Below are 25,855 nucleotides of genomic sequence, written 5' to 3' on the forward strand. Positions count from 1 at the left end.
GAAGAGAGGCTGAAAACTCTTGTGGCCCAGGAGGCCACTTCAGGAGGGGGTGGGGTTCTCCATCGAGCTGCGCTCGCGCGCCGGACGGTAAGCCCCGTATCTCGGGGAACTTAGGTCCCTGTCCGGGCCGCCAGGAGCAGAGCGAGCGGTCCCGCGGGCAGCAGGAAGCGTCCCTTCTCAGCAGCGTCGATCGCGGCGTCCAGCGGCCACCACTCCAGAGTGAAGTCCATCTCGGTGGCAGTGAGTTCCCTCGGGCCGAGCGTCAGGTCGCGCGCGAGGAAGAGGTCGACGCGTGCGGTGGAGGCGAGGGTCATGGCGTAGCTGCCCAGCTGGGCCCAGCAGCGGGCGGTGACTCCCGCTTCTTCTCGGAGCTCGCGCCGCGCGCACGCGGCCGCGTCCTCGCCAGCCTCACGGCGGCCGCCGGGGAGGAACAGGTACCGGCCGCCGTGCTGGGGAAAGTGAGAACTGAGGATCGCGACCCGCTGCTCGCCGTCGAGCGCGGCGACCACGGAGGCATCGCGGCTGGGGGCTTCACTCATGAAGCGCGAGCGTAGCGGTGTGCGGACGACGCAACTCCCGGCAAGCGGGCGTGTGTGGAGGCGGTGCGCGAGGGTGTTCCCCGGCCGCCGACGGCCGGGGAACGTTGATCATCTAAGCGTGACACCACGCCATTTCGATACTGCTGGTACCTGAAGTCTCGCCCACTGGACTGGCGGAAGCTCCACGACTGCAGCCATCATGCGACCGTGGCCGTCGGGAGCGCCGTTGCCAGCGGCTGGGGGCGCCTCCCTTGGAGCGGCATGACCCGTTTACGCACGAGCTGACACTCCCCGGGAGGCGCCGCAAGCTACGGCGCCGATCTCGCGGACGCCGGCACTTCGCTCACCGGCGTCGTGATGGATGGTGCGACCGTCTGCTGCTGCGTAGCAGGCTGTTCCCTGTTCATGATCACGTAGAACAGCGTGATCGCGGCGAACCCCGCAGCCAAGGCCACAGCCAGCTTGGTGTCCTTGTACGCCGCGTAGACAACCACGCAGCCGACCAACAGAGCCACCACAAAAGTCAGGAACATTGCCTGCCCCCGTTGGTGGCCGCGGCCGACCGAATGCATGCCGTGCGATGGGCGTAGGGGCGCGCTCGACGTGTATGCGAGGCCCCCAGGCCGATACTCTCGTTTTCAGTGCTGATGGTTCTCATCCGATCTGTGTGAACTCCCTGCTGGAGCGCGCTTGAGATTGAGGGCTGTCGAACTGTGTGAGTGGCCTCCCGTTGGGGCGGGAGGCCACCGCGATTCCTCCCGGGTTCTGAGGTCGGGTGTCGGGCGGTGTGACCGACGGGCAGCCTGCAACTCCCGCCGGAGCGGCCTGCATGCCTCCGGTGCGCCACGCAGGCCGCTCCGGGATGTCAGTCTCACTGGCCATCTCACTGGCCATTAGAAGACTGCCGCTCGGCGCCGAGCGTTTGCGTAGCTCTGTTACGCCGAACGCGCCGTTGTAGTACTCCTGGAAGGCCGGAGTGGCGATTTTGTCCTTCCACTCGGCGTAGCCGCGGACCCAGAGGACCGGGGAGGGGCGCCCAGGATCGACGTGCGCTAAGGATGGGGTGCCGCGCGATCTACCTGCGGATTTCCGGACCGGCGGGGCGAGCAACACGTGGGGCCGCAACCTCGTGACCGCTGCGGCAACGTCGTCGGCCTGCTCGCATCTGGCCAGAAGCCAGTGGGTGTCGGTAGCCGGCCAGGTCCTGTACGTGCTCGAAAAATGGGTGGCAGCAACGCGGCCTTGCGGCCACCGATCACGGTGCCGAGGCTCTTCAGGCCCGCAACCACAGGGACCAGGTCCGGTGCCCGTGAGCTGCCCTGGGGTTATGGCCGCGTGCGTCGCCGCAGCCAGCGGATGAGGTCAGCCCATACAGCACGCGGTTCATAGCCGCACAGCAGCCAGTGCTTCAACGTCGGTTCCTCCGGGGCGAAGTGGTGTGCCCGCGGCCGCGGGCCGCGAGTCGGTCAGGGGGCGGCGGCCAGGACGTGGCCCGTGCCCGGTCTCAGATCCCGTCGTACGGCGGCGAGGTGGTCCAGGCGCTGGCTGAGTACCTGTTCGGCCTTGTGCTCGGCTGCGGTGCGGGCGGCCCGTTGCGCGTCGTCCCTCGGGGCGTGCGGGAGGCGTGCGCGATGGGCGGCGTGGGCCGCCATCCCGGCTTCAACCACGGCGTTCGAGCCCGCCAGGTGCCGCAGCGCGCTCTGGCGCCGCTCGAGCCGGATCCGGCGCGCCACCTTCACCTGGGCGCGCAGCCGATCGCCCGCCAGCGCGGCCGGACCGGCGGCCCGGTCCGCTGCCTGCTCCAGGAGGCGGCGGGTGTCGGCTTCGCACTGCTCGATCAGTGTCCGGGTGGAGGCCGCGTCGGTGAGGTCGGCGCGTACGGCGACCGCGAGGTCGACGGCGTCGTCCAGCAGGCGGTGCACGCTCTCCTGGTCGGCGCAGCGTTCGCAGTGGCCGGCCGAGTTCTTCAGCCCGCAGCTGCGGCACGGTTGTGCCTGGTGTGCTGCCGCGCGAGCCTGGGCTGCTGCCTCATCGCGCAGGGCCTGCTCGCGGGTGGCCTCGCGGGCCTTCGCGCGCTCGGTTCGGTCGAGCGCGGCCTGTTCTCGGCGCCGAGCTGCTCGCGCGTGGTGCACCGTCACGGTGGCGCGGAGCTGCCCGTCGACGGCCCGGCGGAGGGTGTCCTGATCTGCCGTGGGCATCCGGGCGGCGACGGCGGCCGCGACGGCGGCGCGCTGGGCGGCGTAATCGTCCTGGCGGTCCTGGCAGCGGGGGCAGTGCTCGCCCGTGTCGAGGAGGGTTCCTTCGTCGCAGCGGACGTCGCCGCACGGCTGACGCTGCGGCAGGCCCCGGCTCAGCAGCCAGCCGACCGGGTCGTGGATCGGGGCGGCCAGCCGCAGTTGCTCGTTGAGGCGCCGGGCGAGCCGGTCTGCGAGGAGCTGCGGTGCCCGCTCGGTGCCGGACAGCCCGGCGAGCCGGTCGAGTTCGCGGCGGGCGGCGGCCTCGACCAGGCGGCGCGCGGCGGGCCGCTCGAGGCGGGACCACACGAGGTCGACCGGGGCTAGGGCGCGCCGCAGATCCAGCGACGGCAGCGGGACCCGGCCGCCGCCGTGCCCGGCCGGGCTGCCGGTACCGGGCACGGCCGGGCCTCGGCCGGACGTCCCAGGTGTCGACGCCGGGGTCTGCTGCGGGTGTTCCCCGCGCAGCGGGCCGTCCTCGCGCCCGTGCCCGCGACCCGGCAGATCACCGGACCCGCTCCCGGCTGCGCCGGAAAAGCCACCCGAGAACGAGAGCGATCCGCCGGCAGGAACCCCAGGAGCGTGGAGCGTGTGGAGGTGTGCAGTAGCAGCGAGGTCTGCAGTTGAGGGGGCAGAGGTGTGCCGGGAGGCATGCAGCACGTGCCGCGGCGGGGGAGTGGAGGCCCTGGGTGTGCGGAGATCCCCGGGTGCAGTAGCGGCGAGGTCTGCGGTTGAGGGGCCGGCCGAGCGGGCGGCGGCCGCGGCCGCCCGGGTGCGCTGGCACGCCTCGGCGACGGGGACCAGGAGCACGCGGGACTTGGCGTTCAGGCCGGAGGCGGTGGGACGGCGTTCGACGTGCACGATCCCGTACTCCGCCAGCCGCTTGAGGACGTTCGCTCCGGCTGCGGCCGTGCAGCCGAGCAGGCGGGCGACGGTGGCGGCGGGCCGGCCCCGCTCGGTGTCGACGATGCCGGGGCACAGCTGGAGGCGGCCGCCGGTGCCGGTCGACAGGATCATCAGCAGGGCGGCGAGCCGGTCGGTGGCCGCGCCGCGGCCGCGGCGCGCGGCGAGCAGTCCGGCGGGAACGGGTGCTTTGCCCTTGGGTTCCCAGCCGGGGCCGAAGAGGCGTTCCAGCAGCCGGAGCAGGACGGCGAGTTCGGGGCAGGTCAGTGCCAGGGGATCGCGGCGGTGGCCGGGCTGCTGTGCCTGGTGCAGGGGGCGGATCAGGCAGTCGAGGCCGGTGGTCTGCTTGCAGTTGTCGACGGTCGCGGTCGTTTCGAGGATGCCGGCGTCGCGGAGCTCGGGCAGCACGGTGTGTGCGACGGAGGACTGGGAGATGCCCAGCCAGCGGCCGAGTTCGGCCGCGCGGATCGTGGTGTGGTGCTCGCGGCGCACGTTCGCCTTCGCGGTGAGGACGATGGCGGCGAGCCGGGCAGCGTCGGAGGCGCCGTGCAGGGCGGGGGAGTCGACCAGGGCGTGGACGGCGGCCCGCAGGCGGCGGCGCATGGTCTTGGTCAGGAGGAAGGCAGAGACCGGCACGGGTGCCGCAGGTGCCGCAGGGGCGGAGCTCGCGCGCGCGACATGCGCAGGACCCGGCTGGCCGTGAGGCCGGGCAGGCGCGTCGGGCATGGGGCGTCCTCGGATGACACGTGTGGGGGAGAGAAGGGCTCGCCTGCGGCGGCGGTGAGAAGACGGGAGGTCGGTTCCGCGCTGGCCCGGTGCCGGGCCAGCGGGCGGGAACGTCAGCGCAAGTGGACGGGCAGAGTGGTGTGGCCGTTGCTGATCAGGGAGGGCAGGGGCGTCAGTTCCTGGGCCGGGACGGCGAGGCGGATCTCGGGGAACCGCTCGAACAGCGCGGAGAGCACGGACGTGATCTCCATGCGGGCCAGTGGAGCGCCGAGGCAGCGGTGAATGCCGTGCCCGAAGGCGAGGTGGTCCTTGTTGGCCCGGGCGACGTCGAAGCGTCGTGCAGTGTCGCCGTGCCAACTGGGGTGCACGTTGGCGGCGCCGATCGAGGCGAGGACCGCGTCGCCCTTGGCGATGCGGTGCCCGTCGGACAGCTCGATGTCGGCGACGGCGAATCGGAGTGGCACGTGGGTGACGGCCGGCTCGAGACGCAGGGTCTCCTCCGCGACGTCGGCCCAGGTGGGGCCCGGGCCACCGGCGCGGATCAGGTCGAGCTGCTCGGGGTGGCTGAGCAGCAGCGTGATGGCCTGGTCGATCACGTTGACGGTGGTCTCGTACCCGGCGCTGATCATCAGTACGAGCGTGCCGAGCAGTTCCTCGTCGGTGAGACCGGTCCCGTCGCCGTCGCTGTCGTTGTCGCGGACGCGCACGAGGTGACTGGTCAGGTCGTCGCCCGGTTCCTCCTGGGCACGCTTGGCGGCGATGAGGTCGGACAGGACGTCTTCGAGGGCCTGGTTGTTGGCCCTGGCCTCGTCGGACTTGAGCGTGGTGTCGAAGACGCCGTCGACGATGTGCTTGAAGCCGGTGATCTGGTCGGGGGTCAGGCCCATCAGGTGGCCGATGACGGCGATGGGCAGCGGCTCGGCGAGCCGGGCGCGCAGGTCGACGGTGTCGCTGGGGTCGGCGGCGAGGTCCTCGATGAGACCGGACACGAGGCTGTCGACGACGCCGGCGAGCCGGTTGATGCGGTGGACGGTGAACCCTGGCGCGATCATGCGGCGCAGTCGGCGGTGGCGTGAGCCTCCGGCCGTGAACATGTTCTCCACGGCGATCCACAACGACAGCGGCCATGTCTGGGCGACCTGCGCGAAGTCGGGCCAGTGGTTGCGGCCGTCCTTGGTCACCTGATGCCCCGACAGCAGCCGCTTGAGCTCGTCGGGGTCGGTGACGGCGTGTGCGGCCACCCCGAGAATGTCGACGGGGGCGGCGGTGCCGTAAGAGTGCAGACGGGTGTGCTCAGCGTGGCGGGTGGCGCCGGTCCGGTCGAGCTCCACGGGGGCCGGGTGGACATCGGTCATCGAGGTTCTCCTCAGTTCAGTGCCGTACGGAAGCGCACGGGCAGGTGGGTGAGCGCGCGGTGGAACTGCCCGGGACGCCACGTCAGTTCGGCGGGCGGGCAGGCCAGTTCAGCCTCCGGCAGGGCGTCGAGGAGGCAGGTGAGCGCGGTCTCGGCGATGAGGTAGGCCTGGGCGCGGGCCGGGTCCGGGCAGGCGTGCGGGCCGGCGCTCCACGCCAGGTGTGCCCGGTTCCCGGCGGCCGCGGGCTCGTTTCCGAGCGCGGGGTCGTTGTTGGCGGCCGCCATGGAGATGACGACCGGCTGATGGGCGGGCAGCAGATACCCGTCGATCTGCACGGGGTGCGGCGGGTAGCTCATGCAGTAGTTGGCCAGCGGCGGGTCCTTGTACAGCACGTGGTCGAGGACCTCGTGGACGGTGCCGGTGCCGGCGTGGACGTCGCCGGCGAGGTCGTCGTCCGCGAGCAGGATCACCAGCGCGTTGGTTATCAAGTTGACGACGGGCTCGATGCCCGCCCCGTACAGGGTGACGACCTGATGGGTCATCTCCTGCTGGCTGAGTTCGGGCTTGTGTGCAAGCAGCCGGGTGGTGACGTCGTCCCCGGGCAGGACCCGCTTAAGGCGGACGAGGTCGGCGACGGCCTGTTCCAGGCGCGCGTTGCCGTCGGTGGCGTCGTCGCCGTCGAAGAGGGCCATCATGCCGTCGGCGATGCGCTGCCCGAGATGGTCGGGGCAGCCCAGCATGCTGCTGAGCGCCTTAAAGACGACGGGCCAGGCGAACTGGCTGAGCAGGTCGGCCTGCCCGGCAGACGCGAAGTCGGCGATCGCGCCTGCGGCAGTCTTCTCGGTGAGCTCGCGCAGCTGGTGCTGGTCGACGGGCTTGAGGGCATCCACGGTGGCCTGCCGGTAGCGGCGGTGCTCGGCGCCCGACGTACGGATCGCGTTGGGCCGCCACTGGAGCATCGGCTTGACGGGGCAGCTGTCGGGGACGTGCTCCTGCCAGCCGCGCGGGTCAGCGGGGAAGCGCTCCTCGTCGCGCAGGATCTCTCGCGCCTCGTAGTAGCCGAGCACGAGCGTCGCGGGCACGCCGGGCGCCAGCTCGACGGGGGCCAGCGGGCCGTGCTCGGCGCGCAGTTCGGCGTAGGCACGGTGCGGGTCGGCTGCGAACTGCGGCGCGTACAGCGGGTACGGCTGCGGGCGCGGCCTCTGGTGGGGGCAGGAGGTCACAGCTGAGGCTCCAATGGGCGGCGGGTGGTCATGTGCGTGAGCTGGTCGATCAGGGTGAGCAGGCAGGAGTCCCGGTCGCGGGCGTCGCACTCGGTCAGCAGGACGTGGTCGCCCAGGGCGAGGGCCTGGCGGACTTCGGCGAGCGGGTAGCGCTGGGCGTCGTCGAAGACGTTGACGGCGACGGCGTAGGGCACGCCGAGCGCGTCGACCAAGTCGAGGACCGGGTGGGCGTCCGTCAGACGGCGGGTGTCGACCAGCACCAGCACACACAGCGCACCGTCGATCAGGTCCGACCACAGGTAGTGAAACCGGGTCTGGCCCGGCGTCCCGAACAGGTACAGGACCAGGTCGTCGTTGATGTGGACGCGGCCGAAGTCCATGCCGACCGTGGTCGTCGTCTTGCCGGGGGTGGAGCGCAGGTCGTCGACGCCGACGGACACGGCGGTGACCGGCTCCTCCATGCGCAGCGGCTCGACCTCGGAGACGCTGCCGACGAAGGTCGTCTTGCCGACGCCGAAGGCGCCCGCGACGACGACTTTCGCCGAGCGCACCGCGGTGGTGGGTACGGGGTCAGAAGACCTTGGCGCGGAGCCCATCCAGTACCTCCTGCAGCACGCTGATGTCGGGTTGGTCGGTGCGGGCGTCGAGCGGGGTGGCCAGGTGGCCGCTGTCGAGCAGTTCGGACGCGAGGATGCGGGCGGTGTTGGGCGGCAGGTCCAGGGCGGCGGCGAGGTCGGCGACCGCCAGTGCACCGCTGGCCTGTGCGACCAGGCTCAGCACCCGGTGGTGGTCCACGCCCAGCGGGCCACGCGGCCCGCCGCCTTCTTTGACGAGCGTCTCCACGCGCACGTCGGCGCGGGCGGGGCGCAGAGCGCCGTCGGTGCGCACATAGGGCCGGACAAAGTCCGGGTCGTGCCGTGGGCCACTCATGTGCCCGGCTCGTCGGTGGGGGTGCGCTCCGCCACGGCCAGGCGCGGGTCGCCGCTGTGGGCCATCAGGGCCATCTGCCCGGCGATGGTGGCGACATCGACATGCGGGGACGTGGTCTCCACCATCAGCCGCATGTTCTCTCCGACCTGCGAGATCAGGCACAGATGCCGGTCCAGTTCGAGGAGGACCTGGCGCACGCCGCCGCCTCGGGAGCCCTGGTCGTACTGGCCCGTGATGGCCCAGATCCCGCTGGCCATCGCGGCCAGGCGCTCACCTTCGTCCTGCGTCAGGCCATGTGTGCGCGAGTGCAGGAGGCCGTCGCCGGAGAGCAGGACGGCGCAGCGCACGCCGTCCAGGCTGCCGATGAAGCGTTCGAGGTCCTCGCCCCGGCTGTTCGCGTGCGGCGCGGTCGACGTCTGAATCTGCATGGGGGGCTCCTACTCGATGACGGGGTCGGTGTCGGGGGCCTGCCGGATTCCCGCGGCCCACGCGGCGGCCACGCTGGGCCTGCCCGCCTTGGCCCCGGTGACGGCAGCGGCCTCGGCGGGTGCCGGGGCCGCCGGGCGGGAGCGGGGCGTGCGGATGGCGAGCCCGTTGGCGGTCGTCGCACGCTTAGGAGCAGCGACCGGGGCCGGGACCGGCTCGGGGGTCGGGGCCACGTCGGTCACGTACTTGCGGGGGATGAAGAGCGTCGCCCGGGTCCCCTCACCGCGTGGACTCGGTGACGTCACGTCGGCCGTGAATCCGTAGCCGCTGCACAACGCGGCCACGACCGGAAAGCCGAGCTTGGCGTGCGGCTGGAGGTCCGTCAGACGGGTGGGCTGCTCCCCGTTCAGGATCCGTCGGGCGGCAGCCAGTTGGTCGGCGTCCATCTGCAGTCCCGTGTCGTCGATGACCACGGTGACGCCGTGGGAGCCCTTGACGAGGCCGACTTCGACACGGGCGGTCGGCTCCGACCAGCGCAGGGCGTTGTCGATGAGAAGGGACAGTGCCTGCATCACCGGCCCGACGGCGGTGGCGGCCACGGCAACGTCCGCGGTGCCTGCCTGCTGGACTCGCGTGAACTGGTCCAGGGGCCCCAAGGAGGCTCGGATCACTTCGCCGAGGTTGGTCTCCGGCCACCGCCGGGTCAGCTTTCCCCCGCTGAGGATCTTGTAGTTCTGCACCTGGAGCAGGAGCTGCTGGACACGGCGGTCGATGTTGAGCAGAGCCGCGTGTGTCTCGTCGTCGACTGGGAGCCTGAAGGAGGCGCTGACCTCCTTGTTCAGCCGTGACAGGGTCGCGAGCAGCAACTGGCTGAGGTGGTGCACGGCGGTGCGGGTGGCTGTCTCGGCCGTCGTGTCGGCCACCTGCCGCACCTCGGCGACGGCCGCCTCGGTGTTCTGCTGGCCGGCCTCCCACTCGCGGTGGATCGCTTCGGCGAGGGCCTCGGCGAGGGCCGTGAACTCCCTGGCGACGCCGGTGTCCGCCAGCGTGTGCGGCACCGGCAGGGCCGGCTCCTGGCCGGGCCGCAGCATCGGCACCCCGTCCCGGGCGAAGCCGCGCAGGCTGGCCTCGATCTCCGCCAACTGCCGTGCGTGGTCGGCGCGTTCCGCCGCAAGAGTGCGCTGGTCCCTCTCCGCGCTGCGGCGGGATCGCCAGGCGGTGGTGAAGCCGGCCAGGGCCAGCGCGCACGGCACGGCCGTGACGCCGACGTCCATGAAACTGCTCATCTCATCCTCACGGGGGCGGAATATCGAGACGCGGCAGGAATGCGCAGGACAAGTCAGTGACGAAGACGCCCGGGCAGTGGCGGTGCAGGTCATGGCACCGGCCGCTGTCCCGGGCGATGCGGGCACGCCTGTTGGGCGGCCCTGATCCCCCTCATGCCGAACTGTGCTCTCCCGTTGCTCCGGCGGCATCCGGTCACGTACGCCGAGCCGATGCGCCGCCAGCACGCCTACACGGTACCAACCGGTCTCGTATAGGAGTGGTGGTCGGCCCGCCGAAGGCGGCCACATCCCCTCAAAGTGCGCGAACGTGAGGCCACTTGAGCGTCACGCCTACCGAACGTAACTTGCCGCTTGCAGCTACAAGAAACCATTCGGTCTGGTCTTGTGGCGCCTAGTGTGTGATTCTTTCTGGCCAGAGGTCAAGCCTCTGGCCGCCACGAAGGCCACGGCGGCCGGAGAACCACGACGCACAGGGGAGTGAGCGCATGGCGGCGCGAGCCGGGCACGGTACGGGAGCCGGCGGAGGACCCGTCGGGCGCAGCGCCAAAGCGGTGCGGGAAGATCATCTCGGCCCGTCCAGGCCTGCGTCGTACCGGACTTGGGAGGAGCGCTGCATGCATGGTGCCGACCACCACGCGGGCAAAGACGTCCTTGCCCGCGCGTACGGGACGTGCTCGGGATGCGGAGACCTGGACTTCCCCGGGGACTGGCTCACCCCCGACGAGCTTGCCGCACGACAGTGCCCGAACCGGTGCGGAGGATCCCTTGAGTGGGTCCACGACCGCACGGTCGGCCTGTGAGCGGCATGAGCACCAGAAGCGAAGTGGATATGACCGATCCGGAACACAAGAAGCGCGCGATGCAGGAACGCGCCAAGGCCACCCGGCGCAAACTGCTCACCGCCGCAGGCCTGGAGTTCGAGGAGCACGAGTTCGGAGGCGCCTCGGTCGACAGGATCCTCAAGGCGGCAGGTCTGACCAAGGGCGCCTTCTACCACCACTTCAAGACCAAGGCCGACCTCGCCGAGGCCCTGCTCGACGACACCTTCATGGACCTGCAGGTCCTGCCGACGCAGGACCTCAAACTCCAGGAGGTCATCGACACCGGCATGATCCTGGCCTACCGCGTCGCCCGCGAGGCGGCCATCCGCGCCGCTCTGCGTCTGTCCGTCACCTACCAGGCGCCCTCCACCTACGGCACGCCGTGGCCGGCCTGGGTGGCGATCGACAAGGCACAGCTCGACGACGCGCAGGAGAGGGGCGAGCTGCTGCCCGGCGTGGACACCGGCGCCACCGCCTTCCAGATCGCCGGTGCATGGTCCGGGCTGGTGCTCACCGCCCACGCGGTCGACCAGCACCTCGAGCACGTGGAGGAGCGGATCAGCGTGATGTACCGCAACCTGCTGACCGCCACCGCGCACCCGCGGTGTCTACCCGAGCTGGACTTCTCACCGGACCGGGGACGCCACCTGTTCGAGCTGGTCGGCGCAGGCATCCCCGGCGACTAACCGCCGGAGCGCGCCGCCCGGGCCGGGCGGCGCACGCAAATCGGGCTCGTGCCGCAGGAAAGACCCGGCGCCCCAGACATTCGTCCCAGGGCGCCGCCCGCGGCCGAGCCAGCCATCCCATCCAGGGAAAACACACGGGGAGAGAGGAGAAGGGCAATGCGGGACGCGGACTTGGCCAAGTTCCAGGCGCTGCTCACCAGGTTTCGGGGCCGGATGAGCCGAGAACAGGTCGGGCTTCCGCAGTTGCAGCGTCCGCGCCCGGGGACAAAGGCCGAAGGACTCACCCAGAGCGAAGTAGAAGCCATACTCGGCTGGGCCCGCGGCTCCTATCACCGGCTCGAAGGCGGGCGCCAGAAGAAGCCCCACGAAGCACAGCTGGACGACCTCGCCAAACTATTCCAGCTCAGCGAGCTCGAATACATCTGGCTCTACCACTACGCCGGTTACCCAGAAGGCCCCCGAGGGCCTCTGTACCCGGAGAGCCATGCGACGCTGCCGCACCTGGAGGCATGGCGACGCATGGTCGACTCCTTTCGCGGGCCCGCCTATGTAGTGACCGCCGAGTGGGAACTCGTCGCCACGAACCAGACCTTCCGCGACTTCCTGCAGGGCGCCCCGCCGGACAACTTGATGCGGTGGCTACTCTTCGCGCGCGAGGCCCGCGGGGGAGTGCTGGTCGACTGGGGTTCCGTCTGGGCGCCGGAGTGCGTCGCACAGGTGCGCGTCGCCGCTGCCGCATACCCCGAGAACGTGGCACTCCAAGAGCTCTACCAGGACGTGCTCGACGACCCGCTGTTGCGCAGGATCCACGACAGGACGACGGTTGAGCGTCTCACCCTGGACGGCGTAGCCCGCCAGATACGGCACCCCGCCCACGGCCGGGGTGCCCTGACCGTCGTGTCGGCGCAGCCCTCCGACTCGCAAGGCGCCCGCCTCGTTCTCCTGGATTTCGAGCCCAGTGCGCCTCCCTCGGGCGACCCCGCTGCCCGGCGGCGCAACCCCGGACAGATCCGCCTCTGTCCGGACTACTGGACGACGCCCATGATCCCCGCGCTCTCCGCGTAGACGCCCTCCCTGTCCGTTCTCCCCCGGTATTTCCGGGGGAGTTCTTTTATGTCTGCACGCAGTGCCTCACGGCGCCGAGAAGTTACTATGCGGTCAGTTAAGCATGGGTGCAATACCGGATCCGCAGATGGAAAGCCTCCGGGGGCTTGTGGGGTGATAGGTCGCCGTGTCGACTTTTCGAGGCTGGAGGCCTTCCGGAGAGCGCGAAGCGGTCGTTTAGGCGCCTCCCCGTGCACCCTCACCGCCAGCTTGTTCAAGCTTTAACTTACTGAATTCGGTACGACAATTAGCTCCCCATTGTCCTCGCCGTTTCCGTCGGTAAGGATTATCTCTGTCAGCGCGAACCGGACGACCTTCCGGACTCGCACTGAACGACGCTGGTGATGTTCGTGCCCTCCACGGGGGAACCGCGGGGGCATACGGGGGAGAGTCGATGACCCGCACTACTCATGCGGCCAACTGGCCCGAGTACATCGGATCCAGGAACGCCATAGAGGACAGGGCGCGACATCACCGGCGGCGAAACCCCGGACCCTGACCAGTCCACCGAGGTGACGCCGCGCGTCACTGCGGTCCATCCCGTGCCTGGCAGCACGGGACAGGCCGACCGGGCTCCTCGAGCCCACCCGCACCACGACGGATGACCGCCCCCTGGCAGGAGCGGCCACCACGTCACCGCACCATCAGCACTGGACCTAACCCATCGCTGAGGGGCGCCGGCAGGGGGAGAACAGGCCCCCTGACACGATCAGGGCAGACCACGCGTCTGCGCTCGTCCGGTACCGGAACACGACCAACCGGCACCGACAGCGCGCGCCTTGACGTCCGCAGCGCCCCGGCCCGACCTCAAAGGGGCGCCTGACATGCGCGACCGCGCGCACCGCATCCGCACCGCCGCACGCACGACGGCTCCGGCCGCACCGCCGGCCTCCGGCATCCCGGCCGCCAACGCCTCCGGTCCGGCACTCCGGCCCGCGGTCCGGCTGCGCTCCGCGGCCGCGCGCCCGCAGCTCGCCCCGCCCGGGCCGTACGTCAGCCCGCTCCCGCCGGCTGCATAGCTCCCAAGTCCCGCTCACCGCCCGGCGCCTGACGCGCCAGCACGCCATCACCGTGCATCAGCGGTGAGAGGCCGGCCTTCCTCCGCGCGCGGAGCAGGCCCCCCTTTGCACGGGACGGGCGCTCCCGCCCCAAGGGCCCGCCGCGCGGGCCGCACCACCTGCACAAACGTGGGTGGCCGCCCTCTGGCAAGGACGGCCACCCACGGACTCTGCCGAGTCATCGCACCACCAGCCATGGACCTAACCCATCGCTGGGGTGCTCCGGCAGGGGGAGAACAGGCCCCCTGACCGCGATCAGAGTAGACGACACCCCGGCCCACCAGGGCCCGAGTGCCCAACCGGCCCCGCCGGACGTCCACTTTGACGCGCGGAGCACCCTCGCCTGACCCGCAAGGGGAACCCACATGCTCACGTCCCGCCGCCTGCGCACTACTGCCGTCGCCACGGCCGTCGCGGCCTCGTCCCTGCTCGGCGTCGCGGTCAGCGCCTCCACCGCCTCCGCGGCCGACGCCACGGCCCACCGCAGCTACCCGCGGGCCTCCGTGTCCTGGTACGAGCACGGCGACAAGCTGGTCGTGAAGGACACCAAGCGCGACGGCCTGTACCCGCTGGTCTTCGTCAAGGACCTGACGGCGAAGAAGTCCTGGGGCTGGCTCGGCACCCGCCACCACAAGGGCGCCACCCGCAGCTACAGCAAGATCCCTGAGGGGCACCGCGTTCAGCTGCACGTCTCCATGCGCGGCACCGACAGCGGCAAGCACCACTTCTGGTACAAGGCCCTGCGCACCCACGCGTAAGCAGCTGGCCCCACCACGGGGCGAGGCCGCCGCGGCAGGCCGGACCGGACCGCTTCCTCATGTCCCGGAAGCGGGTCCGGCCGCACGTCCCGGCACCCGACTGCTCTTGTTGCCGCGCACCACGCACCAGGTCCTGGTGGCGAACCGCGCGCGCTGAACCAGGGCGCGGGCGCAGGGAAGCGGCGCCCCTCGTACCCCCTAATCCCGCCGGACACCGGCGCCCGTGGCCCCCTTCGGGCGTCTCTGCCTGCATTTTTGTGCGCGGTGCAGCCGGGTGGTGTCCGGCCCGCGGCGGGACGCCGCCATCCCCCTGACGGCGTCCCGCCCTCCCTCTCTCGTCCTCGCCCCCCGCCCCGCGCCCGGCGCTGCGCGCCCGTGCGCGCCGCCAGGCGGGCCGAGGTTCCCATCCGTTCGCCCCGCCCTTTTCCGGGAGTTCCCGTGTCTGCAGCCGTACCGGTCCGCGCCGCCCTGAGCGCGCGTCCCGTCCGTAGGCCGGCTGCCGCACGGGGCCGTGCACGGGAGCGGGGCCTGCGATGAATGCCGAATTCAAGGCCCGCTACCCGGCCTTCATCTGGCCCTCCGTGCCCCGGCAGAAGGAGGTGGCCGAACCGGCCCACCGGGCGGCGGCGTCCCGGACGCCGCGCGCGGCCGCGATCGTGGCGCCCGGCCCCGACGGCGGCCTGCCGTCCGAGTTCGCCCGGCTCGGCTGGAGCCGCATCGCCGTCACCCTCGACGCCCAACCGGCCACCGCACGAGGGCCGATGACGCCGGCAGGCGGCGACTTCACCCGCACCGTGCCTTACCGCGGATCCCTGCGCCGCACCGCCCGCGAACTCGGCGAGCTGGGCGTACGAGCGGTCGTCGCGGGCAGCCCCGCCGGGCTCGCGCTCGCCGACCGGCTCGCCGACGCCCTGGACCTGCCCGGCAACGACCCGGCCAGTACGGCCGCCCGCGGCGACCTCGGCGCCCAGAACCAGGCCCTGACCGCGCACGGTCTCACCGCCCTGCGCCTGCTGCGCACCACGAGCCGGACCCGCGCCACGCAGTGGGCCGCCTTCACGGCGCTTCCCGCCTACGTCGTCACCACCGCCGCCACGACCGACAACGCCCCCGAACTCGTCTGCCGCAGCCCGAAGGAGATCGCCGAGGCCTGGCACACCCTGCAGGCCCAACAGCCGGGCCCGCCCGTGCCGATGGTGATCCGCGAGCACGTCGAGGGCCACCGCTACCTGGTGAACACCCTCAGCGGCCGCGACGCGGACGGACACGTCACCCACACGGTCACCGACACCTGGTCCTGCCACCACAGTCCCGCCCACGCCGTGGAACGCCTCGACCTGGTGCCGCAGCACGGCCGGATGGGCCGCCTGCTCGCCCTCTACATCCGCCGGGTCCTCGAGGCGCTGCAGGTGTCGACCGGAGCGACGGCCTGCGAACTCGCCTACCTGCCCGGCCGCGGCCCCCTGCTGCTGTCCGCGCGGGCCTTCGCCGACCAGGCCGAAGCCGCGCTCGCCGCCCGCCTCGCGCTCGGCCGCGACACCCACCGGGACGCCGCGCACTGCGCCATCCACGACCAGTCCCGCACCAGCGTGCGCGCGCACGGCGCACTCCACCTGCTGCGCGTGCCCCTGCACCCGGACCGCGACGGCCGCCTCGACCGGTGGATGCTGCGCACGATCCGGCAGCTGCCCACGGTGCTGCACGCCGACAGCACGCTCCTGCCCGACGCCCCGGTCCGCGCCCACGTCCCGCCCGGCGAGCTCGTCCTGCGCTCCGGCGATCCGCGCGCCGTCGAAGCCGACTACCGCTCCATCCGCGCCCACGAGCGCCTCGGCCTGTACGGGGGAGACGCCTCGTGACGACCGCCGACCCGATCGCCCCGCCCGCCCGGCGGGCCCGTCACGCGCACCGGCCGGTGGGCTGGAGCGCCGTGCTGCGCCTGCCGTACACCGTCCGCCTGCTGACCGGCACCCTGATCAGCCGTCTGCCCCTCGGCATGGGCCCCGTCGTCTTCCTGACGGCCGCCCGCGCCGACGGCCACAGCACCGCCCACGGCGCCGCGCTGGCCGCCGTGTTCGCCCTCGCCGTCGCCGCCGGGCAGCCGCTCACCGGCCGCCTGGTCGACCACCTCGGGCAGACCGCCCCCACCCTGGCCTGCGCCGCCGCGCACGCAGCCGCCTTCACCGCCCTCGCGCTCACCGGCACCCGCGACCCGGCCCTCGCGATGGCCGGCGCGCTCGTCGCCGGGGCCACCGCGCCGAGCGCGGAGGCGAACCTGCGGGCCCTGTGGCCGCGCCTCACCCCCGACCAGCAGCATCTGCGGGCCGCCTACACGCTCGACAGCGGCTCCCAGGAACTCGTCTACGTCGCAGGCCCTCTGCTCGCCGCCACCCTTGCCGGACTCGGCGGGCCTGCGCTCGCGCTCGCCGCGACCGGCGCCCTCACCGCCGCCGGCACCGCCCTGGTGATCACGTCGGCGCCGTCGAGGACCTGGCGGCCCGAGCCCGCGGTGCGGCGCTCGCTGCTGGGAGCGCTGGCCCCGGCCGGGATGCGCACGCTGCTGCTCGCGCTCGTCGCCGTCCTGGGCGCGGTGAACGTGGCCGCCATCAGCGCGGGGGAGCGGTACGCGGCCGGCTGGCTGTCCGGTGCGATGCCCGCGGCCCTGTCGATCGGCGCCCTGATCGGCAGCGCCCTCGCCGCGGCCCGCACCCCCACCGCCCCCTTGCCCACTCAACTACTGACCACCGCAGGCGTGTTCGCGCTGGCCTGGTGCCCGCTCGCGCTCGCCCGCGGCCCGCACCTGGCCCTGGCGTTCACGCTGCTGCCCGGCCTGGTCTTCGGACCGCTGCTGACGTGCTGCTACCAGGCGATCGACCGCATGGCCGCGCCCGGCACCGTCACCGAGTCCTACAGCTGGCTGGTGTCCGCCGTCGGCGTCGGCATCGCCGCAGGCACCGCCCTGGCCGGACCCCTCGACGCGCCGCTGGCGCTGCCCGCCGCCGCGGCCGCCGTCGCCTTCCTACTCCTCACCGTCACCCGCCGTCACCTCACCCGCCCCCAACCAGCCCCGCCCGTACCGGGACTGGAGGCGGCCGCATGACGACGCTCCGCACCCCGCCCGCGCACCAGTCCGTCGCCCACCACACGGGGGTTTCCATGGCTGTTCCGCTCGTCCCGCCGCGTCTTCGGTCCCGCACCGCATCCCGACCGCGCGCCACGCCCCCCACCCCGCCGCTCGGCAGAAGCATCCACCGCATCGACCTGCGCGACGGCGCCGTCACCGTGACCCGGCGCGCCCACCTCGGCGACCTCGACCGCGTCCAGGCCCTGCACACCCACTGCAGCGCCCACAGCCGCAGGCGCCGCTACCACGTCGACCGCACCACGCTCAGCGCCGCCCAGTGGACCGCCCTGGTCAACCGGCCGCACAGCATCACGCTGATCACCACCGAACTCGGCAGGCCCGACGCGGCGATCGCCGTCAGCCACGTCCTGCACCTGCCCGCCGAGCCCACCGTCTGCGAATTCGCCGTCCTCATCGCCGACGCCTGGCAGAACCGCGGCCTGGGCACCGCCCTCGCCGAACTGCGCGCCGCATGGGCCCGAGCGGCCGGATACGCCACCGCCTACGCCCACATCAACCGCTCCAACACCCCGGCCCACGCGATCTTCGAGCGCCTCGGCCCCACCGCCCGCACCGACGAGGAGTGCGTCCACGAGCAGCTCGGCGTGCCGGGCGCCGACACGGGCGGCGACTACCTCGACCTCCGCATCAGCCTCCACGACCGCCGCACCCGAGGAGCGCGCCATGCCATCGCCTGCTGACCGCCACCAGCCGCACGCCGCCCGCACCGACCTGACCGCGGCCGCCCTCGACCACCCGCTCAACCAGCTCGGCCGCGCCCTGCAGACCATCGCGCCGCCCGCCACCTCCCGCATCCGCGGCACCCGCACGCCGACCACCGGACGGGGGCACCGGCCATGACCCGCATCGCCGTGACCGGCATGGGCGCCATCACCCCGCTCGGCGACACCCTGCCCGCCACCTGGACGGCCCTGCTCAACGGGGACTCCGGCATCACCAAACTGCAGACCGAATGGGCGCCCGAGGCCGCCGTCCAGATCGCCGGCGTCGTCCAAAGCGACGTCGAGAACACGATCGGCCGCGTCGCCGCCCGCCGCCTGGACCGCTCGCAGCAACTCGCCGTGCTCGCTGCCCGCGAGGCCTGGACCGACGCCCAGCTCGACACCGCGAACGTGGCGCCCGAACGCATCGCGGTCGCCGTCGGCTCCGGCGTCGGCGGCGCTCAAAGCCTCCTGGACCAGCACGACCTGCGTGCCGCACGCGGCAACGACCGCGTCTCCCCGTACACGGTGCCGCGGCTGATGCCGAACGGGGCGGCCGCCGCCGTCTCCCTCGACCGCGGCGCCCGCGCCGGAGCCCACGCGCCCACGAGCGCGTGCGCATCCGGCGCCGAAGCCCTCTGGCTCGCCGCCATGCTCCTGCACAGCCGACGAGCCGACGTCGTGATCGCGGGCGGCGCGGACGCCTGCATCGCGCCCGTCTCCCTGGCCGGGTTCGCCCGCATCCGCGCCCTGTCCCAGCACCCCGTCCCCGAGGACGCCTCCCGCCCCTTCGACGCAGGCCGGGACGGCTTCGTGATGAGCGAAGGCGCCGCCGTGCTGGTGCTGGAACGTGAAGAGGACGCCGCCGCCCGCCGCGCACCCGTCCACGCCATCCTCGCCGGGACCGCCGTCACCTCCGACGCCGCGCACATCACCGCCCCCTCCCGCGAGGGCCAACTCCGCGCCGTGCACCAGGCGCTCGCCGACGCGGACCTCGCCGCCGGCGACATCGACCACGTCAACGCGCACGCCACCGGCACCGAGGCCGGCGACCTCACCGAAGCCGGCGTGCTCGCCGAGGCCCTCCCGCACGGCCCCAGCGTGACCGCGACGAAGGCGTCCACGGGCCACCTCCTCGGCGCGGCCGGCGCCCTCGAGGCGGCCCTCGCCGTGAAGACCCTCGCCACCGGCACCGTCCCGCCGATCCGCAACCTCACCCGGCCCGGCGACGGCATCGACCTCGACCTCGTCGCCCACAAACCCCGCTCCCAGCGCCCGACAACGGCGCTGAGCAGCAGCTTCGGCTTCGGCGGACACAACGCCCTGACGGTCTTCCTCCGCCGCTGACGGCACGTGCACCCCGGGCGCCTGCCTTCGCCAGATCGCTGCGCGAAGCGGCACCCCGCACCTGCCACCCCACACCTGTCCACCACTACGGAAAGGCACCACCCATGAGAACGTCCATCAAGCGCGGCGTCATCGGTCTGGCCATGGCCGGACTCGTCGCCACCGGCGTCGCCACCGAGCTGACCACCGCGGGCCCGGCCTCCGCCGCGCCCGGCCACTACGGCGCGTCGGCGTGCAACAAGAACACGGTCAACAAGACCTACAAGATGAAGTACAGCGACGTGCAGCTCCTGTGGGGCCCCGGCACCCAGTACGACAGCCGCGCCGGCGTCGGCAAGGGCAAGAAGTTCCGCCGCTACTGCAGCCTGTACAAGACGCCCGGCCAGTACGGCTGGCACTACGGCAAGGTCCTCACCGGCGCGAACGCCGGGAAGAAGGGCTGGATCTACGGCGCCAACATGCGGGCCGCCTGATCCGCCCTCCCGCTCACCCGGCATGACCCGAGCGGGAGTTGACCCGCTCCTCGCCGAACCACGGGTTCTCGCAGGCTCCACGCACCGCTGATGCGGCGCGCCGACCCTCCTGAGCACCCCCTGGGCGGGGTCCCGGCATCGCGCCGAGGACCCCGCCCCGCACCGCCCTCCTTCCCCACACCTTCAGGGAGCGCCCCGTGCTACTCGGCATCACCCGCGAGCTGACGCCGCCCACCGCCAGCCGAGAACGAACCCGTCACCGCAGCCCCCTCGCCGTCGCCAACGCCTTTCGTACGAAGGCGGGGAACCCGCGATGAACCCGCTGCTGCCCGCCGCCGCCCTCCTCGCGGCCGCCGCCCTCGCCGCCGTACTCGCCCTGAGCCAGACCTGGCTCGCCGGACTGCGCATCGTCCGTGCCAACCGCGGAAAGGGACGCGGCATCCTCGCCCGCAGCGGCCTCTTCCATCCCACCGAGCCCGTCCAGGACCGGCGGCCGCCGCTGGTGCTGGGCGTGCTCGGCGACTCCCTCGCGGCCGGGCTCGGTGCCAGCTGCCGGGCCGCCGCCCCAACCGACGTGCTGGGCCAAAGCCTTGCCGATCGATTCGGCCGCACCGTCCGCGTCGTCAACGTCGCCCGCGTCGGCTCCCGCGCCCGCGATCTGCCCGGCCAACACGAACGCCTCCTGCGCAGCGTCGACAACGACCGGCCGGACTTCGTCGTCATCGTCACCGGCGCCAACGACCTCATCCCCGTCCCGTTCCGCACCCGCGCCGCGGCCCGCGCCCTGGGGAACCGGGTCAAGGAACTCACCGACGAGGGCGCCCGCGTGGTCGCCGCGACCTGCCCCGCGCTCGGCGCCGTCACCGCGCTGCCGCGCCCCGCCCGCACATTCCTCAACGCCGCGAGCCTGCGCCTCGCGCACCTCCAGGAGCACGAAGTGCTGCGCGCCGGAGGTGACGTGGTTGCCCTGCACCGCGAGATCAGCCCGGCCATAGCCGCCGACCCCGAAACGTTGCTGTCCGCCGACGGCTTCCACCCCAGCGACGCCGGCTACCTCCTGGCCGCCACCGAGGTGATCACCCGCCTCACGCGCAGGCCGACCCTCATCCCACGCCAGCGCACCCCCGCCACCACCAGGCAGTCGGCCTGACCCCGGCCACCGCCCGCGTCGTACCCCCCCCCCACTGAAGAGGTCTTCATGCCCCATCACCCGCAGCACGCTGCCCACCCGAACGCGCCGCAGCCACAGGCAGAGCCGCCGGTGATGCTCATGCCCACCTCCGTACGCGCGGCCCGCATCATCAACTTCGCCACGATGGGCCTCGCCGTCGTCATGACGATCGCGGTCGGCTACGTCAGCGGCGCCGAGGCCGCAGGCGCCGTCTTCGGCACCCACCTGATGGGCTGCGTGCTGTTCATCATGGCCTTCTGCTACCACTCGGCCGGGAACTGGTCGCGCATCACCTCGATCGTGCTGGCCTGCATCCAGATCCTGATGGCGCTGCGGGGCGCCGCCACCGGCACCGCCCCGGGCGGCATCTTCGCCCTGATCGGGGCGCTCGCCCTCATCGTGACGCTCAGCCAGAAGTCGGCCGGCGCCTGGTTCAAGCGGCCCTGGGCCGCCTGATGCACGGACACGACCTCGCGGTCACACCGCGACCCTTCCCGACGCCGCTGGCCCGCACCCTGGCCGCCACTCGCTCCCAGGGGCGGGCGGCGCTCGCCGCCTATCTGCCGGTCGGCTTCCCGGACTTCGCTACCAGCCTGGAGGCCATGCACCAGGTCGCCGAGGCCGCCGACGTGCTCGAGGTGGGCGTGCCCTACTCCGACCCCGTCATGGACGGAGACACCATTCGCACGGCGGCCGCCCAGGCCCTGCGTGCAGGCTTCCGCATCGAGGACGCCTTCACCGCCGTGCGGGAGCTGGCCGCCCGCTCCACCACTGCGCTGGTGATGACGTACTTCCAGCCGGTGCACCGCTACGGGCCAGAGCGCTTCGCCCGGCGGCTCGCCCAGGCCGGCGGCTCGGGCGTCATCATCCCGGACCTGCCCGTCGATGAGGCCGCCCAGTGGCTGCACGCGGCCCGCGACCACGGTCTCGACACGGTGTTCGTCGTGGCACCCACCGCGTCCAACGCGCGTCTGGCCGCGATCTGCGCGCAGGGCAGCGGCATGATCTACGCACCCGCCACCATGGGCGTCACCGGAGGACAGGGGCCGCTGCACCCCGGCCTCGAAGGCTTCGTCACCCGCCTGCGCCACGTCACGGACCTACCCGTCGGCGTCGGCATCGGCGTCTCCACTCCCGAGCAAGCCGCCGCAGTCGGGAAGATCGCCGACACCTGCATCGTCGGCTCAGCCTTCGTACGCGCCCTGGGCTCGCGGCCCGGCCCCGCGGGTGTCTGCACCGCCGCCTCGCTCGCGCACCGCCTCGCCGAAGGCCTGCGCCGACCGTTGCACACCGCCGCATAGAACACCCAACCGGATTGCCCCACCGTCCAACGCGAAGACGGCACGCGAGAACTCCGGGGCCGCGATCGCTCTGCTCCCAGGCGGCGGGCGCCTACGCGTCGTAGACGTGCTCGAGGACGACGGTGCGGCGCACGCCAGCCTCCAGCATCGCCTGGGCTCGGTGCTGACCGTTGATGTAGCCGCCCTCGCTGTCGGGCTGAATCGCGACGGTGGGGTCGAACAGCGTTGACAACGCCTCCGTCTGCCACATGCTGGCCCCGGCCTCGGCCGCCTGCGCCGCGGCGAAGTCCTCCATGTCGTCGGCAACGACGCCCTGCGCACGAGCCCGCCGCAGGACCTCAAGGGCCAACGCGTTGACGGCGTGCCAGTCACCGCCGTGATACCAGCAACACGACCGCACGTCGCGCCGCGGCAGAGCCTGACGCAGCCAACGCCGCCACCAAGGCACCCCCTTCGGCATACAGCCGCGCTCCCGGAAGGGGTGGGGCCGACCGAGGCGAACCACCGCGAACTCCCGGAAGACTAGGCGTGGCTCCGGCACCGCAGGTCGCGGCACGTACCCGACGCCGCGACCGGGATCGACCTCGCCGCCCACCAAGACCCTGAGCTGCTCGTCCGTGATCCCCCTCCACCGAGGCCCGGTGGGCCGGTAGCCGTCGGCGCCAGCGAACGCCACCCGTTGAAAACGCGCCTCCCTCGGTGAGCCTTCCGGAGCCAACTGCCGCTGCACCCATACAGGCGGCACCTTCTGGTCCGGGCAATGCCGTTCCCACACCGCGCCCGCGAACTGCTCCACTCCATTCGTCAGCCCCAACCCCTCGTCGCCGGCGATCTGTGTCGCCACCGCGACCGGGCGACAGCCGTCGGCGGTGAACAGCTGAAGACGGCACGTGCCCGGCAGGCCAGGAACGGTGAACATGTGGTCGTCCACGGTGCGCTGGCGCGAGGACGCCAACTCGCCAAGCTCGTCGCTGCCGGGGTGCGGCCCAGACACAGGCACCGCGGAGAGGTCATCGGTCATCCTCCGATGATGGCGGGCCCGGCAGGTATTCGAGAGCGGATCGGTCTGTGACGATAGGAGACCAGGAGTCGTTCTCACGCCTCGGATGCCCGCGGCACCACATCCATCCGCCAGCTGAGGCGACGACCCGCCGGGATCCGTCCATCACGCGCGGCCGCCCAGTCCCAACTGTCAGTGGCGTACGACAGAGTGACTGGACCTTTCGGTCGCTCCCCCAACCCGCCAGAAGGGCAGATCCCCTTGTTCAGCACGCAGGGCCAGTGGGACGATGGCTACGCCAACGGCCGTCGGTACCGACAACTCACCCACGCAGAACGCGCGCTGCTCGCTACACACGTCCCCGTCCCAAGCGGGGGCCGCGCCCTGGACGTGGGCTGCGGCACAGGCGAGCTCGCCACCCACCTCCACGGCATGGGCTACCAGGTCGACGCCGTCGACTGGGCCCCCGCCGCCCTCGCCCGCGCCGAGGCCCAGCACGGCGCGAGCGCCCGATGGCTGGCCCTGGACATCGAGCACGACGACCTGGCCGAACTCCGCGACGGCTACGACCTGATCACCCTCCGCCTCGTGTACCCCTTCCTCCACGACCGTGCAGGGACCCTCCGCACCCTCGCCGCGCTTCTGCGCCCCGGCGGCGCGCTCGTGGTCATCGCGCCGCTGGCCGAGCACACGCCGGCCGAGCGCCGTGAAATCGCACTCGACGAGGAGGAACTCGCGCAACTGCAGGACGGATGGGCCAGTGTGCAGCGCCACGACGCCGCCCGCCTGACCTTCGTCGTGCTGAAAGAGGGCCACGCCACCACGGCCGACACTCCTGCGCACTCAGGCGACGCGGTCGCCCGCGCGCGTCCGCGCGGCGGCGGCCACCCATCGTCAGCCAGCGCCGGCACCCGCAACGAGCGGGCGTGGACGCTGTACGGGAAGCGCCAGATGGAGCACGGCTACATGCCGCCCGTCCCGGACACGATCTCGTGGGGGCCTTGGTCAGGCGTCGGCCCGGGCAGCGAGATCCTCGGCGACCTCACTGCGAAACGCGTCCTGGACATCGGCTCCGGCCCCGGCCACCACGCCGTCCACCTCGCCCGCGACCACGGCGCCCACGTCACCGCGATCGAACAGGCCGCCACCCAGCACGCCCGCGCCACGGCCCACTTCGGCAACGAGCCAGGCATCCGCTGGCTCCACGGCGACATCCTCGAGCACCTGTGCACCGCCATGCCGTACGACGCCGCGTACGCGATCGGAAGCCTCGCCTACATCAACCCCCACGAACTCCTCCCCGCCCTGCGCGACGGCCTGAACCCGCACGCACCCCTGGTCTTCTCCGTCCTCCACACCGACCTGCACGGCCACGGCCCCGACACCCGCGTCGCCCCGCGCGAACAGGAAGTACGTCTGCGTAACGACCCGCCGCTCACCGTAGACATGTGGGTCCTCGCGCCGCGGCTGTGGCGCACCCTGCTTGCCGAGCACCACTTTCAGGTCGAAGCCGTCGACGTGCTTCGCTCCCCGGATGCGGCCAGTCCCGTCGTCCACCAGGTCATTCGCGCACGCCGCTTGCCGCACGTACGCGACTCCGATCCGCCGAGCTGACGGCCGACCCTGCCGGGAGGTGCTTCATTCAGCCGGTGGCCTGTCGGGCTACGGCCTCCATGAGCCGGGGGAGCCGTTGGGGCACCGGCACCAGGTGCTCGTGTACCAGCGTCATGGGGGCGATCACACGGGGCTCCACGTCCGGGCCGACGACGTCGACCACCGGCTCCCAGCCGGTGGGGAGCGACTCGTCCATGCGCGCCCGGCATCTGCCTCCGTACGTCTGCATCAGCACCACCAGAACGAGCGCCGTCAGGTCGGTGTGCAGGGCGATCCAGTCGTCGGTCTCGAATTCATTGAAGGGCATCCGCTGAACGTCCCGGTCCAGGAGGTCGACCGCGGTCAGCGGGTCCGCGTCGAAGGCGAGCGCGGCCCGGTCCCCGCCGAGCTGTTCCACCCAGGACCGGACAGCGGGCAGACAGCCGCTCAAGAAGGCGTCAATGTCAATCACGTTCCGACTCTGGCACGCTGCACAGCCGCGGCTGTGACCGGCCGCGAAGTCCGGGCCGTGGCACTCGGGGGCCTGTGCAGTCACCTCACCCCGGTCACGCAATCTGTCCCTGGGTGGGTCAATTGTTGCCGCTAATCTTCTTCCTGACAGTTTCGAGCTGGGGGGAAAGATCAATGACCGACAAGTCATGGGGCGAACTCGACGAATGGGAGCGCCTGGCACACACCTTGCGGTGGGCCGGGCACGAAGCACGCGACGTCGAGGACCTGGTACGCCTCATCGGGTCACAGAAGGCGGGCGCCCGCGTCATCGAGCGCATCGAGCAGAAGCTGGCCGAGCACAACATCGGCCACCTGCCCACCCGGCTCCCCACCGACAGCACGCGCCGAGTCCTCCTCTACAGCAAGGAGAACGTCGGGGTTGGCTACGTACTGAGCCTGGTTCACGAGCTCGCCGTCCAGGACCCCGCCGACGAGCACAACGCGAGCGTCAACCAACTGGACTCACTCCTCAAGAACATCACGTCGCTGTCGCTGAACGCCCGTCGAGGGGCCGAAATCCCGTTCACCAACTCCAACCAGCCCATCGGCACGAACGGTTGAG

Annotated in this window: 26 protein-coding genes; 15 read left to right on the plus strand and 11 right to left on the minus strand. The window is 72.1% G+C overall.

All coding sequences use genetic code 11. From position 1 onward, the window contains the following. Nucleotides 1–110: 110 nt before the first annotated feature. The 9 genes from ACTWJ8_RS40375 to ACTWJ8_RS40415 all read right to left on the minus strand — a co-directional run bounded on the left by ACTWJ8_RS40375 (nt 111) and on the right by ACTWJ8_RS40415 (nt 9,622). The gene (locus ACTWJ8_RS40375) at nt 111–539 is read right to left on the minus strand and encodes an NUDIX domain-containing protein (RefSeq protein ID WP_443265394.1); all 429 of its coding nucleotides are present in this window, start codon (nt 537–539) and stop codon (nt 111–113) included. Nucleotides 540–847: 308 nt separating this feature from the next. Then, a complete protein-coding gene (locus ACTWJ8_RS40380; protein ID WP_443265396.1) occupies nt 848–1,072 on the minus strand; it encodes a hypothetical protein in 225 nt (74 codons plus the stop codon). A gap of 933 nt (nt 1,073–2,005) precedes the next feature. Continuing rightward, nucleotides 2,006–4,312: a hypothetical protein gene (locus ACTWJ8_RS40385; protein ID WP_443265398.1), complete on the minus strand. Its 2,307-nt coding sequence runs from the start codon at nt 4,310–4,312 to the stop codon at nt 2,006–2,008. A 203-nt stretch (nt 4,313–4,515) separates the two neighbouring features. Next, nucleotides 4,516–5,757: a cytochrome P450 family protein gene (locus tag ACTWJ8_RS40390; protein WP_443265400.1), complete on the minus strand. Its 1,242-nt coding sequence runs from the start codon at nt 5,755–5,757 to the stop codon at nt 4,516–4,518. Nucleotides 5,758–5,768: 11 nt separating this feature from the next. Further along, entirely contained in the window at nt 5,769–6,980 is a 1,212-nt protein-coding gene (locus tag ACTWJ8_RS40395; protein ID WP_443265402.1) for a cytochrome P450, read from the minus strand. Then, the gene (locus ACTWJ8_RS40400; protein WP_443265404.1) at nt 6,977–7,576 is read right to left on the minus strand and encodes a GTP-binding protein; all 600 of its coding nucleotides are present in this window, start codon (nt 7,574–7,576) and stop codon (nt 6,977–6,979) included. The genes ACTWJ8_RS40395 and ACTWJ8_RS40400 overlap by 4 nt, the downstream gene beginning before the upstream one ends. Further along, nucleotides 7,551–7,910, minus strand: a complete 360-nt coding sequence (locus ACTWJ8_RS40405; protein ID WP_443265406.1) for a DUF742 domain-containing protein — start codon at nt 7,908–7,910, stop codon at nt 7,551–7,553. The genes ACTWJ8_RS40400 and ACTWJ8_RS40405 overlap by 26 nt, the downstream gene beginning before the upstream one ends. After that, a complete protein-coding gene (locus tag ACTWJ8_RS40410; protein ID WP_443265407.1) occupies nt 7,907–8,338 on the minus strand; it encodes a roadblock/LC7 domain-containing protein in 432 nt (143 codons plus the stop codon). Before ACTWJ8_RS40410 ends, ACTWJ8_RS40405 begins: the two co-directional genes overlap by 4 nt. A gap of 9 nt (nt 8,339–8,347) precedes the next feature. After that, entirely contained in the window at nt 8,348–9,622 is a 1,275-nt protein-coding gene (locus ACTWJ8_RS40415; protein WP_443265409.1) for an ATP-binding protein, read from the minus strand. Between the two features lie 829 nt (nt 9,623–10,451). Here ACTWJ8_RS40415 and ACTWJ8_RS40420 point away from each other — a divergent pair. The 13 genes from ACTWJ8_RS40420 to trpA all read left to right on the plus strand — a co-directional run bounded on the left by ACTWJ8_RS40420 (nt 10,452) and on the right by trpA (nt 22,187). Continuing rightward, nucleotides 10,452–11,129, plus strand: a complete 678-nt coding sequence (locus tag ACTWJ8_RS40420) for a TetR family transcriptional regulator (RefSeq protein WP_443265411.1) — start codon at nt 10,452–10,454, stop codon at nt 11,127–11,129. Nucleotides 11,130–11,285: 156 nt separating this feature from the next. Continuing rightward, entirely contained in the window at nt 11,286–12,194 is a 909-nt protein-coding gene (locus ACTWJ8_RS40425) for an MmyB family transcriptional regulator (RefSeq protein WP_443265413.1), read from the plus strand. Nucleotides 12,195–13,057: 863 nt separating this feature from the next. After that, nucleotides 13,058–13,252, plus strand: coding sequence for a hypothetical protein (locus tag ACTWJ8_RS40430; protein ID WP_443265414.1), 195 nt, complete (start codon nt 13,058–13,060; stop codon nt 13,250–13,252). A 404-nt stretch (nt 13,253–13,656) separates the two neighbouring features. Next, a complete protein-coding gene (locus tag ACTWJ8_RS40435) occupies nt 13,657–14,049 on the plus strand; it encodes a hypothetical protein (protein WP_443265416.1) in 393 nt (130 codons plus the stop codon). 533 nt (nt 14,050–14,582) lie between these two features. Beyond that, nucleotides 14,583–15,908, plus strand: coding sequence for a glutathione synthetase (locus ACTWJ8_RS40440; protein WP_443265417.1), 1,326 nt, complete (start codon nt 14,583–14,585; stop codon nt 15,906–15,908). Next, entirely contained in the window at nt 15,905–17,149 is a 1,245-nt protein-coding gene (locus tag ACTWJ8_RS40445; RefSeq protein WP_443265419.1) for an MFS transporter, read from the plus strand. Before ACTWJ8_RS40440 ends, ACTWJ8_RS40445 begins: the two co-directional genes overlap by 4 nt. Then, complete coding sequence (locus ACTWJ8_RS40450) at nt 17,146–17,874, plus strand: GNAT family N-acetyltransferase (protein ID WP_443265420.1); 729 nt, start codon at nt 17,146–17,148, stop codon at nt 17,872–17,874. The genes ACTWJ8_RS40445 and ACTWJ8_RS40450 overlap by 4 nt, the downstream gene beginning before the upstream one ends. Next, the gene (locus tag ACTWJ8_RS40455; RefSeq protein WP_443265422.1) at nt 17,858–18,034 is read left to right on the plus strand and encodes a hypothetical protein; all 177 of its coding nucleotides are present in this window, start codon (nt 17,858–17,860) and stop codon (nt 18,032–18,034) included. Before ACTWJ8_RS40450 ends, ACTWJ8_RS40455 begins: the two co-directional genes overlap by 17 nt. Beyond that, nucleotides 18,031–19,242: a beta-ketoacyl-[acyl-carrier-protein] synthase family protein gene (locus tag ACTWJ8_RS40460; protein ID WP_443265423.1), complete on the plus strand. Its 1,212-nt coding sequence runs from the start codon at nt 18,031–18,033 to the stop codon at nt 19,240–19,242. The genes ACTWJ8_RS40455 and ACTWJ8_RS40460 overlap by 4 nt, the downstream gene beginning before the upstream one ends. Before the next feature lie 104 nt (nt 19,243–19,346). Next, nucleotides 19,347–19,715 carry a hypothetical protein gene (locus ACTWJ8_RS40465; RefSeq protein ID WP_443265425.1) on the plus strand — a complete coding sequence of 123 codons (369 nt, stop codon included), beginning with the start codon at nt 19,347–19,349 and terminating at the stop codon, nt 19,713–19,715. 313 nt (nt 19,716–20,028) lie between these two features. Continuing rightward, the gene (locus tag ACTWJ8_RS40470; protein ID WP_443265427.1) at nt 20,029–20,865 is read left to right on the plus strand and encodes a GDSL-type esterase/lipase family protein; all 837 of its coding nucleotides are present in this window, start codon (nt 20,029–20,031) and stop codon (nt 20,863–20,865) included. A 120-nt stretch (nt 20,866–20,985) separates the two neighbouring features. After that, nucleotides 20,986–21,342 carry a hypothetical protein gene (locus ACTWJ8_RS40475; protein WP_443265428.1) on the plus strand — a complete coding sequence of 119 codons (357 nt, stop codon included), beginning with the start codon at nt 20,986–20,988 and terminating at the stop codon, nt 21,340–21,342. After that, nucleotides 21,342–22,187: a tryptophan synthase subunit alpha gene (gene trpA / locus ACTWJ8_RS40480; protein WP_443265429.1), complete on the plus strand. Its 846-nt coding sequence runs from the start codon at nt 21,342–21,344 to the stop codon at nt 22,185–22,187. The genes ACTWJ8_RS40475 and trpA overlap by 1 nt, the downstream gene beginning before the upstream one ends. A gap of 91 nt (nt 22,188–22,278) precedes the next feature. Here trpA and ACTWJ8_RS40485 read toward each other — a convergent pair whose 3' ends face one another. Then, a complete protein-coding gene (locus ACTWJ8_RS40485) occupies nt 22,279–23,208 on the minus strand; it encodes a hypothetical protein (protein WP_443265431.1) in 930 nt (309 codons plus the stop codon). A gap of 369 nt (nt 23,209–23,577) precedes the next feature. Here ACTWJ8_RS40485 and ACTWJ8_RS40490 point away from each other — a divergent pair, with 369 nt between their 5' ends. After that, nucleotides 23,578–24,801, plus strand: coding sequence for a class I SAM-dependent methyltransferase (locus ACTWJ8_RS40490; RefSeq protein ID WP_443265432.1), 1,224 nt, complete (start codon nt 23,578–23,580; stop codon nt 24,799–24,801). A 28-nt stretch (nt 24,802–24,829) separates the two neighbouring features. Here the strand turns inward: ACTWJ8_RS40490 and ACTWJ8_RS40495 are convergent, their stop codons facing one another. Beyond that, on the minus strand, nt 24,830–25,252 hold the full coding sequence (locus ACTWJ8_RS40495) for a hypothetical protein (RefSeq protein ID WP_443265434.1): 423 nt from the start codon (nt 25,250–25,252) through the stop codon (nt 24,830–24,832). 173 nt (nt 25,253–25,425) lie between these two features. Here ACTWJ8_RS40495 and ACTWJ8_RS40500 point away from each other — a divergent pair, with 173 nt between their 5' ends. Further along, complete coding sequence (locus ACTWJ8_RS40500; RefSeq protein WP_443265436.1) at nt 25,426–25,854, plus strand: hypothetical protein; 429 nt, start codon at nt 25,426–25,428, stop codon at nt 25,852–25,854. Nucleotide 25,855 lies beyond the last annotated feature (1 nt).

Origin of the sequence: Streptomyces sp. SDT5-1, assembly GCF_052245995.1 — a bacterium.
In the GTDB taxonomy this organism is placed as follows: Bacteria; Actinomycetota; Actinomycetes; order Streptomycetales; family Streptomycetaceae; genus Streptomyces.